Raw genomic sequence first — 15,292 nt, forward strand, 5'->3', positions numbered from 1 at the left:
ATGCTTGTTTTTATTGCGCCATATCCAGATTGTAATAATGAGCAAGATGGGATGATTCAACGTATTGCATCTATTGATAGTAATTTTGAATCAAGAGCGAGAGTGTATCTTGATATATCATTTAGGCGTTTCTTTAAAAAAAATATAATTATAAAAAACAATTTAACAATATATAAGTTGAATTTATTCTTTTCATTTATTACTATTTTATGTGTTATTGCAAGAGCAAAAACACTATATGTACATTCGGTGTACAACGCGTTAAAAATATTACCTTTTTTTTATTTTAAAAAGATAATTACGGATATGCATGGTGTTGTACCTGAGGAAATGCTATTTGAGGGAAATAAAATGTCTGCATTTATTTATAATTGGACTGAGAAAATAACGGTTAAAAAAAGCTATAGTATTATTTCTGTCACTAAGATGATGGCGGAGCATTTTAAGAATAAGTACGATAGAGATTGTTCCTTTGATCTTATTATCCCAATAATTACACATAAAGTGAGTTCCCTGAGATTAAGTAAAACAAGAATGTTCATGGCACCTCTGGTTATTTATGCTGGTGGATTGCAGAAATGGCAAAATGTTCCAAAAATGCTTGAAGCAGTAAAGCGTAATTCTAGTGTTAGGTATAGATTTCTAACTGGGAAACCTGCTGAAATGCTGGAATTAGCACATAACTATGGCATTTTGAATTTAGAGGTTAAAAGTGTTGTCCCATCATTAGTTGAAGAGCATTATTTAGAATCTGATTATGGTTTTTTATTAAGGGATGATATATTACTTAATAAGGTAGCATGCCCTACTAAAGGAATTGAATATTTAGCAAATGGAGTGGTGCCAATAGTGCTAAGTAAGGATGTTGGTGATTTTTTTAGGCATGGGTATCAGTTTGTTACATATGAGGATTTTATATTGGACGAGCTTCCTTCTTTATTAGAATTGGATAAAATGAAAAAGAAAAATTATGATGTAATTAGTTCGATGAAAAAGGAAATGGAAGCCGGTTTAACCTCTTTAAGGTCGATAGCTTAACTATGGTTTATATTGTTATTTTAAATTGGAATGGGTGGGAGGACACAATCTCTTGCTTGAGTAGTCTATTTAAATTAGTTGATTGTGAATATAGGATTGTTATATGCGATAATAACTCAGATAATAATTCTTATTATGAAATAAAAAATTGGATTTTAAGCGAAAAGGAAAAAAATTCATATTTGAACGCAATGGATTTAAAGTGTATCAATGTATTGAATAATGAAAGCTATTGTATTGAATCTAATGACTTGTTTTTATTGCAGACCGGTAAAAACCTTGGGTTTGCAGGTGGGATGAATGTGGGGATTCGTGTGGCGCTCGAAGATCCACGCATGGAATACGTTTGGATATTAAATAATGATACGGAAGTTGATAAGAATGCACTTTCAGCTTTAATTAAGCATGCTAAGAGTGATTGCCGTATCGGTATTTGTGGATCTACACTTTTATATCATGATCAACCAAATGTAATTCAGGCTGTTGGTGGTAAATATAATTCGTATTTAGGGACAATAAAGCACATCCTTGGTCATAGACAATATTCTGAAAAATTATGTCTGTCTATTGATGTTAATGATATGGATTATATTGTAGGTGCAGCAATGCTTGTTTCTAAAGAGTTTATTGAGAAAATTGGATTGATGGATGAAAGTTATTTTATTTACTTTGAAGAGCTTGATTGGGCAACAAGGGCAAAACGTTTTGATCCAGTTTTTAAACTTGGTTATGCCGCAAAAAGTATTGTACTTCATAAAGAAGGTGCAAGTATTGGCTCTGGTTCCAAAAGAAATGGTAAGCGCCAATCGTTTTCTGATACATATGCATTAAGAAATAGAATCGCTTTTTCGAATAAATTTTACAAAAATAGAGTTTTTTTTGTAAAATTTTTTATTCTACTGTCTTCAATGTCTCGAATGATAAAGTGCGATTTCGATGCTGCATTACGTGCATTTAAAGTAGTAATGGGACGTCTCTAATGCGATTGAGTAAAAATGCTCATGCTAAAAATAATTATAAAATAATCCCATTGATTGGCATGTTTTTATTGTGCATTCTTATGACGTACTCCTTATTTATTGGGTTTGCTAATGAGGATAAAACTTGGCAAGTATATTCACTTAATTTATTTATACTATTGATTTTTGTGGTTTGGACTATGCTTTATAGTTCATTTTCAATGTTTTTTATGTCATCCTCTTTTTGGATGGCAGTAACAATTTTATTTTATTTTGTTTTAAAATCTATAGAGCAAGTTAATTTTCAAGGCCGTGATGATCTATTGATGCCTCTATTCGCGGTGATAGTTTTTGTTTTTTTCTATACGATAGGATATTTTATTACCCCAGGGATGAGGTTAAATAAAAATATAAATGTGAAAATAAACTGGAGTAAAATGTATTTGTACTGTTTGATTTCATTTTTTGTGTTAAAAGGTGCATCGTTCTTAGCTTTTGCACTACTGTCTTCAGGGGCAGAGACAGCGCTTGAAGTTATTGCCGAGACCCAGAATATGGGAATGGCTTACTTGTTTAGAATTTTCATGGTTAGTAATGTTGCATTTTATATTTTATTATTTCGTTATTATTCTAGTGGAGAATTTAAGCGCACAGTCTTAATTCTTACACTGTGTATGTTTGTTGATCTTGTATTAAATGCAAGTCGATCAGGTATTATTCTTTTGTTTTTCGTTCATTTGTACTTTAGACATAAATATATCAAACCCGTCCCGATAGGACTTTTATTTTGTTTATTCCCTATTTTAGTATTTGTAGTTTCTTTTTTTGGATATGTCCGAGATATTGGAATTGGTAATTTGAGTGTATATTGGGATGCATTCAAAATGATGAGCGATGATATTGATATTGTTTTTGTTTTATTCATGGCTCGAATGGATGTATTACCTTTAGTAGCGGATGCTATGAAATTGTATGCGAAAGGAGATATTCATACTTTATGGGGGGGGTCATATATATACTCATTTATGCATTTTATCCCAAGAGGTTTGTGGTTAGATAAACCACCCCTGACTGCAGCATATGTAACATCGATTGTTAGACCCGAACTTTTTGCAGATGGAGTTAATATTTACCCATCAATAATTCTAGAGGCATTCATAAATTTTATTTGGATAGGTGTTGGAATTGTTGGCTTGATTGTTGGTTTCTTTTGTAAGAAGTTTGATGATTTTTTTAACTCTGGTAATGTTCTCTATGTTGTGTGGTGTATGTTCTTTTTTACATTTCCAATGGGACTTGTTAATGAAGGATTACATAGTAATTATTTTGCTAATATGATCTACCTTTCATTTATTATGTACTTGTTTTTTATTGGTGCTAAAAAGGTTAATGCCATTAAAATAATAAAAGTATAATTTAAGGATATTTTGTGATTTACATTAATGGACGTTTTCTTTCCCAGAGATCAACAGGGGTTCAGCGCTTTTCTTTACAGCTATTAATGGCTCTCGACTTGCTATTGACAAGAAAAAATATCAGTGAAAAATTTATTTTACTATGCCCTCTGGGAGTGAGTCCTCCTTTATTACTCAATATTACTATTAGATTTGTTGGTTTTGGTATTAAAGGTCATTTGTGGGAACAGTTGGTATTACCTTTTGCTTCTCGTTTTAGTTATTTACTAAATTTTTCGGGTGGAGCGCCGCTACTGAAGGTTAAACAGTTCGTCACTATTCATGATACCGTCTTATATGATTATCCTTCTGCCTACACATTTGTATTCAGGAATTGGTATAAATTTTTATTTGGTGTGTTGAGTAAAACTTCAAGAAAAATTTTTACTGTCTCACAATTTTCTAAAGAAAGACTTCTTCGTATTTTTAATATATGTAAAGAAAGAGTTGGTGTTTTATATAATGCTTGTGGTCATATGGATAGTTTAATTGCAGATAATAGTATTTTAAGTGAATTAAATATTGAAAAAAACACGTTTGTGTTGGCTGTAGGAAGCTTAAATCCGACTAAAAATATTTCTAGATTATTGAATGCAATTGAAAAAATCGAAGTGGATTTAGTCATTGTTGGTGGTAGCAATGCAGGTGTTTTTTCTATCGATAACGAAGAAAGATGTAAAACCAATGTTAAATATGCTGGATATATTACGGATGAGAAATTAAAATCATTATATGAAAATGCAATAATTTTTATATTTCCATCTATATATGAGGGGTTTGGTATTCCACCATTGGAGGCAATGACTTGTGGCTGTCCAGTTGTTGCATCGAATGCGGCTTCGATTCCTGAGGTTTGTGGTGATGCCGCATATTATTTTAATCCATTAGATGTTGGTGATATGGAAGCTGCTATTCACAAGGTAATGAAAAATGCTGAATTAAGAGATAGACTTGTAGCCAATGGCAGTGCACGTATTAATATGTTTCAATGGGAAAATACAGCTATTTCATTATTTTCCCAGCTACGACAATGTGATTTATTTAAGGAAAGCATAAGGTGAAAGTTTTACAATTCGGAAAATTTTACCCTCCAGTTGTTGGAGGTATCGAATCAGTTATGTTTAATGTTACTGAAGGTTTGAATATTAACGGTATTAAAACAGATGTCTTATGCTCTAATACCATCAGAGAGTCAACCTCTCTTACTGCAGCTCTTGGTTATCAGGTGTCGAGATCTAGCTCTTGGGGAAAGTTATTTTCAACATCCATATCACCTTCTATGATTTCAATGTTGGCAAAGTCTATTTCTCAGTATGACATATTACACGTCCACTTGCCTGATCCTATGGCTAGTTTAGCAATTTGGTTAGTTCGCCCAAAGTGCAAAATTGTTATTCACTGGCACAATGATATTGTTAAACAAAAGCACCTGCTGAAATTGTATTCCCCATTACAAAATTGGCTATTGAGCCGAGCTGATGCGATTATTGCAACGTCACCAGTGTATATGAATTCATCAGTGTGGCTTGCTCCATATAAAGTTAAAACTCATGTTATTCCTATTGGCATAGCCGATCCTTTACCTGGTAATCCTATTGTTAAATTGAACCCATACGAAGGGAAAAAAATAGTTTTTGGATTAGGGCGATTAACATTTCAGAAGGGATTTAAATATCTTGTTGAATCAGCTAAATTTCTGCCGGATGATTATGTTATTTTAATTGGTGGAACAGGGCCAATGTATGCTGAGTTAAGCAAGATCATTCTTGATAATAAATTGACTGAAAAAGTTATATTGCTGGGTGAAATCCCTCATTTTAGCCCTGATTTAAGTTTCTTTTTTCAAATAGCAGATGTTTTTTGTTTAAGCTCGATAACTAAGGCAGAATCTTTTGGTGTTGTATTACTTGAAGCTATGGCATTTTCACTTCCTTGTATTGCCACAAATATCGAAGGTTCCGGTGCTCCATGGGTGAATGTTGATGGTGAGACTGGGTTTAATGTAGCCATTATGAATCCTGAAGCATTAGCTGATGCTATTATTAAAATAGTAAGTGATAAGTTATTGATAAAGGATTTATCACTTAATGCTCGAAACCGCTATTTAGATAATTTTACATCTGGAAAAATGGTTGATTTAACAATAGAACTTTACAATAAAATTGTTTAATTTATTTATCGAAGCTAATTTATAGGCACATCCATGCTTTATCTCGTACTCGCATTTCTTACCTCCGTCATAGTCACCATGCTTGTGATTCGTTTTGATCACTTGCACAGCCACATCTCTGGTGACCACGATTTGGGTGGGGTGCAGAAGTTTCATGCGCATTCTGTGCCGCGGATTGGTGGGCTTTCTATCATGATGGGGATGCTTGCGGTTTTATTGGCAGGGGCGGTTAAAGAGACGCATTGGTTTATACAGTTTGCCTTGCTGATTGTGGCTAGTTTGCCTGCTTTTTTAGGGGGATTGATTGAGGATTTAACTAAAAAAGTAGGGGTGTTAATGCGCCTCGGTTTAACCATGCTGGCGGCTTTATTAGGATACTTTTTATTAGGTGCAGGGATTGTTCGTTTAGATGTACCATATATTGATTTGTTAATGCAATTTACGGTTGTTTCATTGTTTTTTACTATGTTTGCAGTGGCGGGTGTGGCTAACGCATTTAATATTATTGATGGTTTTAATGGTTTATCTGCTGTTGTGGCAATGATGATTTTTGCTGGTTTGGCTTATGTTTCTTTTGCTTTAGGTGATTGGTTTTTGGTTATTGCTAATATGGGCATGATTGGCGCCTGTATGGGGTTTTTGCTTTGGAATTACCCTCGAGGTTTAATATTCTTAGGTGATGGTGGGGCGTATTTTGTTGGCTTTATGGTGGCGGAGTTATCTGTATTATTGATGGCAAGACATCCTAGCGTTTCTATTTGGTTTCCATTTTTACTCTGTATTTATCCCGTATTTGAAACCCTATTCACAATCTATCGCCGTAAATTTGTGAAAGGTGTTTCTCCAGGTTTGCCTGATGGTATTCATTTGCATACGCTTATCTATAAACGGGTGGTGCGTTTGCAATTAGGCGAAGACGTTGCGCGTTATAAAGTGCAGCGTAATGCGCTTACTGCACCTTATTTGTGGGCTCTATCTTCTTTTGCTGCGATTCCGGCGGTTATCTTTTGGGATAAGCCATATATCCTATTGGGTTTTGTATTTTTATTTATTGCGAGCTATATTTTGCTTTACAAAATGATTGTAAATTTTAAAATCCCTCAGTGGATGGTGATTAATAAAGATAGCTAGCTGAGTATATTTGAAGTTTGTAAAAACGGGGGAGGCGAGATGCTTTCCCCTTTGCTTTTTTCTATAAATAAAGCGCCTTTAATTTCTTGCTTGTATTTCTCTGCTAGGCCTTTCCAAGAAAGCTCATTATTTATATATTCCATTGTTTTATGAATCATTTTGTCTAATTGGTCGTCTGGTTTTTTTAGCGCATTTTTTATTGTAGGAAGGAGTGCTTTTGTATTTATATAATGCACCCCCGCCTCAAATCTCGTCCCCCTCACTCCAAACTCAGTGCTAATAATCGGCAATCCTGCTGCTGCATATTCGATTAGCTTTAAATTAGACCCTGATCCGCTAAGCATAGGGTTGAGTGCAATAGATGCAATTTGTAGCCAGAGTTGTTTTTCCTGTAGGCTAACTACACCTAAAAATCGCACGTTGTTTGGAATGTTTTTTTGCTTAAACGCATCGGCAACGCTGCCTAAAATAATATACTGCAATGATTCATCATGTTCTGCAGTGATTAGGATTTGCTCTGTAGCCTCTATATTGGGGCCGTGATTGCTGCCCATAAAGAGCGATATTTTATTTGTTGGCTCTAATCCCATTTGCACACGTATCGCTTTGCGGCCTGCTTGGTCTAGGTATTTAATATTCTGGGTATCTGCACCATTGGCAATGATGCTGAATTTATGATTGGGAAGTTTATAGAGGTTTTGCATGCGTTGGCTGTCTTCAAAGCTGCAGCAAATAATATGCTGGGCACCTTGGGCGCATTGAAGTTCTAATTCTTTAATTTGCAGTGCTTCTATTGGGTGTTGTTGATAAATTTGTGCTTTAAGGTCTGCCTCTACATTGTGTGCTTCATATAGCCATTCTTTGACGCCAGCTTGCATCATTGCTGGATAAGCATAGGGGTGGCTGCAAATGATTAAGCTGGCCCATGGGGCGCGGCGTTTAATCTCTGTTTGCCATTCAGGTAATAGTTCTGGATGCTGGGCGGCTAGCCAATCTACACAGGATATATTTAATCGTTTTTCTTCAGTATTTAGTTTTTTTCTAAATTCTTCCCCAATAGGAATGAGTACTTCAATAAAGTTTTCATTTAAGTGCCTGCTTTGTACAGTGCGGGTATTAAAGTCCAAATTTAGGATCTCTATTGAATAACCCAGCATGGATAGTTCGGAATAGAGATGATAAAGCCGTGCTTGCCCTCCACTCACGACGGGGTAGATGGGGAAGGTATTGAGCACTATTATTTTTGGCTGGTATTGCTTGTGCATATTTAATAATTCTTTAGCTAATGCGGGCCAAGTGATTTCTTTAACGCTGTTATAGGCTTGTTGCCCAAGTTGATAGCAAAGCGTTGGGTCTGAGCAGAGTTTTTTAATGGCTTTGGCAATATCATCGCATTCTGGTTTTACTAATAGACCATTTTCCATATCTTTCACTAATTCAGTTACGCCGCCACTATCGGAGCAGCTTAATACGGCTTTGCCTGCGATCATTGCTTCATAAGTGATCAGGCCAAAGTCTTCATGTTCGGGGATAAAGGGCACAAATAGGGCATTGGCGTATTCATGGGCTAATTGCTGTTCGGATATATGCCCAAGTAGGCTAATGGTTGGATGATTGCTAATCAGCTCTTGTAACTTAGTGCTTTGTGGGCCAGTGCCTGCAATCCTTAAAGGCGTTTTTACGCCTGATTTGCAATAGGCTTTGATAAGCAAATCAATTCGTTTTGGTGCATCAAGCCTGCTGGCGGTAAAGATCGCAGGGTTTATCTGTGTGCCTGCAATAACGCCTGCCTGAGGCAGCGAGCTAGGGTGGTAAAGCACTTCGGGCTTAATATTTTCAGGGAAATATTCCTGGCGGTTTGCTACTTCATGGGCAATCGCGGTATAGCGCATGATTTGCCCGGGAGCTAAGGCGATAGAGTCAAAGAAATGAATAATGGCGCGTAATAATGGGCCAGGTAGAGCGGTATCTTGGGGGCTAAGGCCTTGTGCGGCTTTAATTTTATTTAATTCACCAAAGCATTCAGCAAGCTGGATTCTATTGGGGTTTTTAATGTTTAATAGACGATATAGCTCAGGCGTTTTTTGCGCTAAATGGGCTATGCTTTTGGATAAATGGCTTGGATAAGTATCATACAAGCCACGCAGGGTATGCTGCATAAATAGAATATGCCGTGGATGGGATATCATCCACGCTGGATATTTTGTGCTGATAATCAAATCAAAATGATTTAAATCAAGCTCAGCAAATCTCTGATAGCTTTGAATAATGCCCCAGAAATCATGCTCCGGGCTAGGCAGTTTAATGAGCTCTGCAGTCACTTCATTTTGCTGATTTAAAGCGAGCCATAGACCTTTCCAGATATTTTCGGCTCCGCCCCATACAAAGGGCACCCCACTTGGCGCGACAATAGCAACTTTCAATTAAGTCTCCAATAATTGGCTAACGACCTTATTCCAGCTAATGCCAAATTCAGGCCATGCTGCTTTTGCCGCTTTTCCCATTTCTGCGGTCTGATTTGGGTGTTGGGCAATCCAATTTAATACTTCTGCTATGGCCTGAGGGTTTGGCGGGATAATCCAGCCGGTATTGCCGTGCTCAATAAACTCCAGAGGGCCACCAGAATCAGTGCAGCTAATCACTGCTTTGCCGGAAAGCATGGCTTCATGGGTGATATAGCCATAGTCTTCATCATATGGGGCAAAGAAAACAGCGCTGGCATGGGCATAATAAGCGATTTTTTGTGCTTCGTTAATTGCACCTAGCATTCTTACTCTGCTATTTAAGCCTAGCTGATTAATTAATTGCATAAGCTGCTCAGATTGCCCTCCTGTGCCAGCGATAACAATAGGCAAGGCATTGGGGGCTAATGCAAGTGCTTTAATTAATAAATCTTGTCTTTTTAGTGTTTCAATCCGGCTGGGGCAAAAAATATAGCCTAAGTTTTCTGCCGCATGAAATGCCTGATAAGCCGGTGGCGGGTGATATAGGGCAGTGGCTTTTAAATTATTAAATTGATAAAGGCGCTCTGCCACGCGTTTCGAATTTGCAAAGCGTTGATGGCATTGGTTTAATGATTGTTGATCAAATTGCTCAATTGCATTTTTTAGTTCTGGCATTGCGGGCTGGTTTTGATCATATAGCTCATAGACGGCTCTATGCTGGTGCATAATCCATGCGGTGTGCTTATTGTGATTGATACCATAGCAGGGAAATTGCAGGCTGATTAGCCGGTCTATTCGATAGCCATTAGGCTGATTTAAATCCAGCGTTTTGCACCATTGCATTAAATCTAAAATGGATTGTTCTGGTGAAAATGTAAAGGGCAGGCGCAGGATTTCTACCTGGCAGCCTGCAGCGGTTAATGCATCGGCTGTGCCCTGTATATGGTAATCAGCCCCTCCGTGCAGAAATGGGGTGATATTGGCAGCTAGCATAATGCGCATTCAATGCTCCGAAAGTATGCCAATTTGGCGAGGTGTATCGGCGCTAAAAAATAGTTTATCGCTTTGCGATCAGCGCATAATCTTGTGGCCCGCAAAGGTGGCCATTGACGCGTTCGGTTAATAAATCATTACCCGGAACTTTTGCAGATTCGGGATAAGGATTCAATCTGAGTATTTCGCAATCTTTAAAGCCATGATATTCAGCTAAGAACTGCAGGCTAGTAGGGGTAACAGGGTTTTTATGGCTGAAATCATGATAAAAAGTATGGCTGCCAACGAGTATATTTTCAGGATTAGGTGTTTCTAGTATTAAGACGCCTCCTGGTAATAAGGCTCTATGCGCTTGTTTTAGTAAATTATATAAAATATTAAATGGAAGATGCTCAACTACGTGAAATGAGCTGATTGCAGCTAATGATTGATCGGGTAATTCGTTTAAATAATCTAAAGCATCAGCATGTATAACACTGAGGCCCATTGCTCGGCAATGGCGTATCATTTCTTCGCTTTGATCTACACCCAGAGCTTTTAAACCTTTTTCGGCGATAAGTTTTAACCATTCACCTCTGCCCATGCCAATATCAAGTAAAGGAGCTTGGCTAGATTTTAAAAATGATTCTACATAGGGTGTATATTTTTCTAGCTTGGCTTTGATTTCATGCTCTGGCCCGCGAAACTTTTCTTCAAAAGCCAAATAATAAGCATCAACTGCAGAATTTATTTGTAATGGAGGATTAGCGTGATTTGCTTGTACGGCTGGGTGATTAGTATTGCTGGATTGCTCTAGATGTTTAAGGACACGTTCGTTGAGGTAAAGTGTGGCTTGGCCATTTAGGCTATTAGTATTGGCCATAAAGGCTATTTTTTCTTCATTTTTACACAGCAGGCTTTGAATCAAGCTGCTATTTTTATCCAATGTTGTATTGAGTAACTCAGTGTTTTTTTCTAGCTGATCATGCACTGATTCTGCATTGCTGGCGATTGCATCATTTAATGTGGCTTGTTGTATGTTTAATTTATTGTTTTGTTGGCCGATTTCTTGTGTGATATGAGATCTTATATCATTACTTGTGATGGCGATTTGTTCGCTAAGCTTGTTTTGTTGTGCATTAATTGAAAATAATATTTTTTCTTGCTTAAACTCTAAATCGTAGCTTTGTTTAGAAAGAATTGCATTATACTGGGTGTGTCTTGAATTAAGTGTACTTAATTTAATCAGCCCATCATGCATGCGGCCAATCAGCCCAGCCCCACGCCTGCCACTCCATACCGAAAGTATTTTGTTTTCTAGTGCAATTAGATATCTGTCTATTTTATTTATTTTTATATGGTGGCTGGCATGTGCCGATTCTGTGCTTGATAGCATTTGTAAAGCAAATTTACGCAGACTGATTTTGCCTGATGCCAGTAAATCATGGTAGTGGCGAGCACCTTCATGATCCGGGGCTCGGCCTAAAATAGCTTGGTATGAAAAAAATATAAATAAATAGGGATTATGGATAGAAACGAGTTCTCTGAATGAATGCGGCAGCCATAGCAAATTGTATTCTGCAATTTCAGCTTCTATTTTATATACGGCAGAAGGGGCATCTTGGGTAAGCGCATAAGCTTGAACACAATGAATAATTTCATCTAATGTTTTCATATTAACTCGCAATATTGAGTATCAAGTCGAACAACACCAGCAAATACCTGTTCAGAAATAACAGTAATTGTGGCGGCATGATCCCACCAATCATAGTTGTTTGATAGATGGTGGTAGGATGAGTGCAGTGCAACACTAATATTGTAGCTGCCCGCAGCAAGCCTGAAATCGGGTAATTCAAAGACTACCTGATATTGCCCACCTTGTACAAATGGGGGTGTTTTTTGTAATAAATAAGTGTTGGATCCAAACACTTCATTACCTACACGGTCTTTAATTAAAAAGCCTATGGTTAGATCCGGAATTTTTTCCATAATCTGATAACTAACACGTAATTTAATTTTACTGCCTGAGAGAACCACCTGGGCCGGTTCATTTTCATTAAAAATATCTACAGCAGTTAATTTGGCTTCTCCGCTGCCGGATCGCACGCCTTCATCAATGCTTATTTTATTATTCTCTGCATTGGCAATCAGCGCATTATAGTAATCAAGAACGGCAGCAGGGTTATCATCTGCCAGCATTATTCCTTTATCGATGAGGATGGCTCGATCGCATAGGGTTTTGACTGCCAGTGGATCATGCGAAACAAATAATAATGATGTACCTAATGCTTGAAATTCTTTAATCCGGTCAAAGCATTTATGCTGAAAATAGGCATCACCTACTGAAAGTGCTTCATCCACGATTAAAATTTCTGGCCTTAATGCGGTTGCCACACTAAAAGCTAAACGCATTTGCATGCCGCTAGAGTATTTTTTTAACTGTACATCGATGTATTCTCTTAACTCAGAAAAATTAATAATGTTTTCAATATGCTGATCAATTTCTTGTTTGGACATGCCCAATAGCTGGCCAGAAATATATACATTTTCTCTGCCGCTTAATTCTTCATGAAAGCCAATTCCTAGCTCTAATAGCGCACCAATTCTGCCATTAACAGTAATCTGGCCCTCTGTGGGGCGCAGCGTTTGGCAAATCAGCTTAAGCAAGGTGCTTTTTCCTGATCCGTTCCGGCCTACAATTGCAACTGATTCCCCAGCTGCTATGGAAAAACTAATTTGCTTTAGCGCCCATTTATGAATGCAATGCTTGCTGCTTTCCATGCCAAATAGTGATGCTAGCTTATGGCGGCGTGATGGATAAATCCGAAAGCATTTTGATAGATTATCTACGGTGATCAGGTCCACGATTATAGATCGTCCATAATTTTTTGAATATTTCTGGAGTAAAAAAAATAGAATATAAAAAAAGAAATAATAGAAAGTAGTATGGAGTTAAATAACCAATTCCAGGCAATTGGCCAATCTAATACAACTTGCTGCCCTAGCTGCGATACCCAGTACACCGGGTTTAAATAGATATAATCAGCCGCCCATTTAGGTAGAATTTGCGGGGCATAAACAATTGGGGTTGCCCAGAACAAAAGCTGCATAAAGGCATCTACAAACTGGCCCACGTCTCTTACATAAGCGTGGGCGAGTGCGAGTAAGCCGGCAATGCTGAATGAAAATAGAGTGATTACTAAAATTTGTAAAACGTATATAGCAAGTATTTCAATGGTGAATAAATTTAAAATAATAAGAAATATAAAATAAAACCCCGCTAAAACAAGGCTGTTTACAAGGGCAATAACAACCACTGATAACAAGGGGATGATCTTTGAAATATTATTTTTTCTGAGCAGCCCTGCATTTTCTACTAAAAAAAGCTTTCCCCTGCTAATGACTTCAGAGAAATATTGCCATACCAGCATGCCACTGGTTAGATAAATGGTATAAGCATAGTGGCTATTTACCCCCGGTAAACGGGATTTCATTAAATCTGCAAATACTAGGCTATAGGTTAGTATCATCAGTACTGGGGCAAAAAACAGCCAGAATATACCGAGTATAGAGCCACTATATCTGGATTTTATTTCTCTGCTAACCATGGCATGTAACAACCAGCGTCCGGCAAAAATTCTTTTAATGAGTTCCAAAAAAAACTCCCCATAAATGAATGGCTACAATCGAAGAGATAATTCCGGAGGTATTAGCTAGCTGATCATAAATGCAGCATTTTCTGCCTGCTAACGGTTGAATCATTTCTATGCTGCCACCCATTAAAAAAAGAACAAGAAATAATTTTGAATAACTAAGATAGGGAGCAAGTAATAGGCTAAGTAAAAAATAGGATAGAAAATGAAGAATTTTATCATTTTGAATTGGAGAGTATTTCTGTAAATTAAAAAATGAGCCTGCAATGATTAACAGAATGGTAATGATAATTAATGTGCTATTTAATAGTGATTCGTCCATACATCCCTATATGTATCTAGTGTTTTAGACGCGCAGCGATCCCATGTGAAATAGTGCGATCGAATTAATCCTTCCGTAATATGATCACAAGCACATTCAGGTGATAAGGCTAAATTGGTCATATGTTCTGCCAAGCCTTCGATATCACCTCGATTAAAATAAAAAGGTGCTGCGCCGCCTATTTCCTGAATTGCACCTCCTGAGGTGGTAATGACAGGTGTGCCGACGGTCATTGCTTCTAATACGGGTAAGCCGAATCCTTCATAAGCGGAGGGATAAACCATGCAACGTGCACCGGCTAATAGAGCAGGTAAGTCTTTTTCTGTAACGTATTGCAGCCAGCGCACATTTTTGCTGTGTTTGATTCTTTCTAAAATATCTTCGCATTTCCAACCCACGCCACCAATGATAATGAGTGGCAAAGTGGTTTTTTTATTTTGCACCAGCATTTGATAGGCAGTCAGTAAATCTTCTATTTTTTTTCTTGGCTCAATAGTGCCTAAGAACAGAAAATATTCTTTACTTGGCAAATTGTATTTTTCTAAAATGCGGCTATTGTATGATTCGGGTGAAAATTTTGTATGGTCTACTCCGTTGTAAGTGATATGTAGTTTATTGCTTACTTCTGGCATCCAGCTAATTAATTCTTTTTTTACTGATTTAGAAACCACAAAAATAGCATCTGCTTTTTCTAAAGTTAGTGGCAAGTGCTCATTTAAGAAACGCACTCTTTCAATAGGGTGCCATTCCGGATTAATAATATGTGAAAGATCATGTACTGTTACTAAATATGGATATTGCAATACGGTTGGAATGTAGTTTGGCTCGTGGTAAATATATTTTTTTTCTTTGATGGTATGTACACCACGGTTCGTATGGTATTTTTTTCTAAGATAAGATTTTAGCGCAGGAAAGCGGTTAACCATATTCCTTATTTTAGAAAGTAAAAATTCATTATTTGTTTTTTTGCTGACGCGGCCAAATTGATAGTAATCGAGATCAAGATCAGAGCCACGCTCTTGCATGGCTCTGGATAAGCTAGTGGCATAACGCCCTATCCCAGTGAGCGGGGGAATCATGCCTTGCGCAGAAAATAAGATATTCATCTTGTCCATTTTTATCTTTATTTATATTAATCTGTGGTTTTTA

At 37.2% G+C, this 15,292-nt stretch carries 13 protein-coding genes; 6 read left to right on the plus strand and 7 right to left on the minus strand.

What is annotated here, in order from left to right; translation table 11 throughout:
• The 6 genes from ACFQNF_RS08805 to ACFQNF_RS08830 are packed head-to-tail and all read left to right on the plus strand — an operon-like array spanning position 1 to position 6,752.
• Positions 1-1,038: a glycosyltransferase family protein gene (locus ACFQNF_RS08805; RefSeq protein ID WP_380187625.1), complete on the plus strand. Its 1,038-nt coding sequence runs from the start codon at positions 1-3 to the stop codon at positions 1,036-1,038.
• A gap of 56 nt (positions 1,039-1,094) precedes the next feature.
• Entirely contained in the window at positions 1,095-2,018 is a 924-nt protein-coding gene (locus tag ACFQNF_RS08810; RefSeq protein WP_380187626.1) for a glycosyltransferase, read from the plus strand.
• Positions 2,018-3,412 carry an O-antigen polymerase gene (locus tag ACFQNF_RS08815; protein WP_380187627.1) on the plus strand — a complete coding sequence of 465 codons (1,395 nt, stop codon included), beginning with the start codon at positions 2,018-2,020 and terminating at the stop codon, positions 3,410-3,412. Before ACFQNF_RS08810 ends, ACFQNF_RS08815 begins: the two co-directional genes overlap by 1 nt.
• 14 nt (positions 3,413-3,426) lie before the next feature.
• Positions 3,427-4,512 carry a glycosyltransferase family 4 protein gene (locus ACFQNF_RS08820; RefSeq protein WP_380187628.1) on the plus strand — a complete coding sequence of 362 codons (1,086 nt, stop codon included), beginning with the start codon at positions 3,427-3,429 and terminating at the stop codon, positions 4,510-4,512.
• A complete protein-coding gene (locus ACFQNF_RS08825; RefSeq protein ID WP_380187629.1) occupies positions 4,509-5,621 on the plus strand; it encodes a glycosyltransferase in 1,113 nt (370 codons plus the stop codon). Before ACFQNF_RS08820 ends, ACFQNF_RS08825 begins: the two co-directional genes overlap by 4 nt.
• Positions 5,622-5,654: 33 nt before the next feature.
• Positions 5,655-6,752: an MraY family glycosyltransferase gene (locus tag ACFQNF_RS08830; RefSeq protein WP_380187630.1), complete on the plus strand. Its 1,098-nt coding sequence runs from the start codon at positions 5,655-5,657 to the stop codon at positions 6,750-6,752.
• Here ACFQNF_RS08830 and ACFQNF_RS08835 read toward each other — a convergent pair.
• The 7 genes from ACFQNF_RS08835 to ACFQNF_RS08865 are packed head-to-tail and all read right to left on the minus strand — an operon-like array spanning position 6,749 to position 15,258.
• Positions 6,749-9,175, minus strand: coding sequence for a glycosyltransferase (locus ACFQNF_RS08835; RefSeq protein WP_380187631.1), 2,427 nt, complete (start codon positions 9,173-9,175; stop codon positions 6,749-6,751). The two genes, ACFQNF_RS08830 and ACFQNF_RS08835, sit on opposite strands and share 4 nt — an antisense overlap.
• Entirely contained in the window at positions 9,176-10,198 is a 1,023-nt protein-coding gene (locus ACFQNF_RS08840) for a glycosyltransferase family 4 protein (protein ID WP_380187632.1), read from the minus strand. It abuts the gene before it with no gap.
• Positions 10,199-10,253: 55 nt separating this feature from the next.
• Positions 10,254-11,843: a methyltransferase domain-containing protein gene (locus ACFQNF_RS08845; protein WP_380187633.1), complete on the minus strand. Its 1,590-nt coding sequence runs from the start codon at positions 11,841-11,843 to the stop codon at positions 10,254-10,256.
• Complete coding sequence (locus ACFQNF_RS08850) at positions 11,840-13,033, minus strand: ABC transporter ATP-binding protein (protein ID WP_380187634.1); 1,194 nt, start codon at positions 13,031-13,033, stop codon at positions 11,840-11,842. The genes ACFQNF_RS08845 and ACFQNF_RS08850 overlap by 4 nt, the downstream gene beginning before the upstream one ends.
• A gap of 2 nt (positions 13,034-13,035) precedes the next feature.
• Entirely contained in the window at positions 13,036-13,824 is a 789-nt protein-coding gene (locus tag ACFQNF_RS08855) for an ABC transporter permease (RefSeq protein WP_380187635.1), read from the minus strand.
• Positions 13,811-14,143: a hypothetical protein gene (locus ACFQNF_RS08860; protein WP_380187636.1), complete on the minus strand. Its 333-nt coding sequence runs from the start codon at positions 14,141-14,143 to the stop codon at positions 13,811-13,813. Before ACFQNF_RS08860 ends, ACFQNF_RS08855 begins: the two co-directional genes overlap by 14 nt.
• Complete coding sequence (locus ACFQNF_RS08865; protein WP_380187637.1) at positions 14,125-15,258, minus strand: glycosyltransferase family 4 protein; 1,134 nt, start codon at positions 15,256-15,258, stop codon at positions 14,125-14,127. Before ACFQNF_RS08865 ends, ACFQNF_RS08860 begins: the two co-directional genes overlap by 19 nt.
• Between the last annotated feature and the right edge of the window lie 34 nt (positions 15,259-15,292).

Origin of the sequence: Iodobacter arcticus (assembly GCF_042664895.1) — a bacterium.
GTDB classification, from domain to species: domain Bacteria; phylum Pseudomonadota; class Gammaproteobacteria; order Burkholderiales; family Chitinibacteraceae; genus Iodobacter; species Iodobacter arcticus.

Coding starts and splice junctions, on each gene's coding strand:
- ACFQNF_RS08805 (WP_380187625.1), top strand. CDS start 1: ATGCTTGTTTTTATTGCGCCATATCCAGATTGTAATAATGAGCAAGAT.
- ACFQNF_RS08815 (WP_380187627.1), top strand. CDS start 2,018: ATGCGATTGAGTAAAAATGCTCATGCTAAAAATAATTATAAAATAATC.
- ACFQNF_RS08830 (WP_380187630.1), top strand. CDS start 5,655: ATGCTTTATCTCGTACTCGCATTTCTTACCTCCGTCATAGTCACCATG.
- ACFQNF_RS08840 (WP_380187632.1), bottom strand. CDS start 10,198: ATGCGCATTATGCTAGCTGCCAATATCACCCCATTTCTGCACGGAGGG.
- ACFQNF_RS08845 (WP_380187633.1), bottom strand. CDS start 11,843: ATGAAAACATTAGATGAAATTATTCATTGTGTTCAAGCTTATGCGCTT.
- ACFQNF_RS08860 (WP_380187636.1), bottom strand. CDS start 14,143: ATGGACGAATCACTATTAAATAGCACATTAATTATCATTACCATTCTG.
- ACFQNF_RS08865 (WP_380187637.1), bottom strand. CDS start 15,258: ATGGACAAGATGAATATCTTATTTTCTGCGCAAGGCATGATTCCCCCG.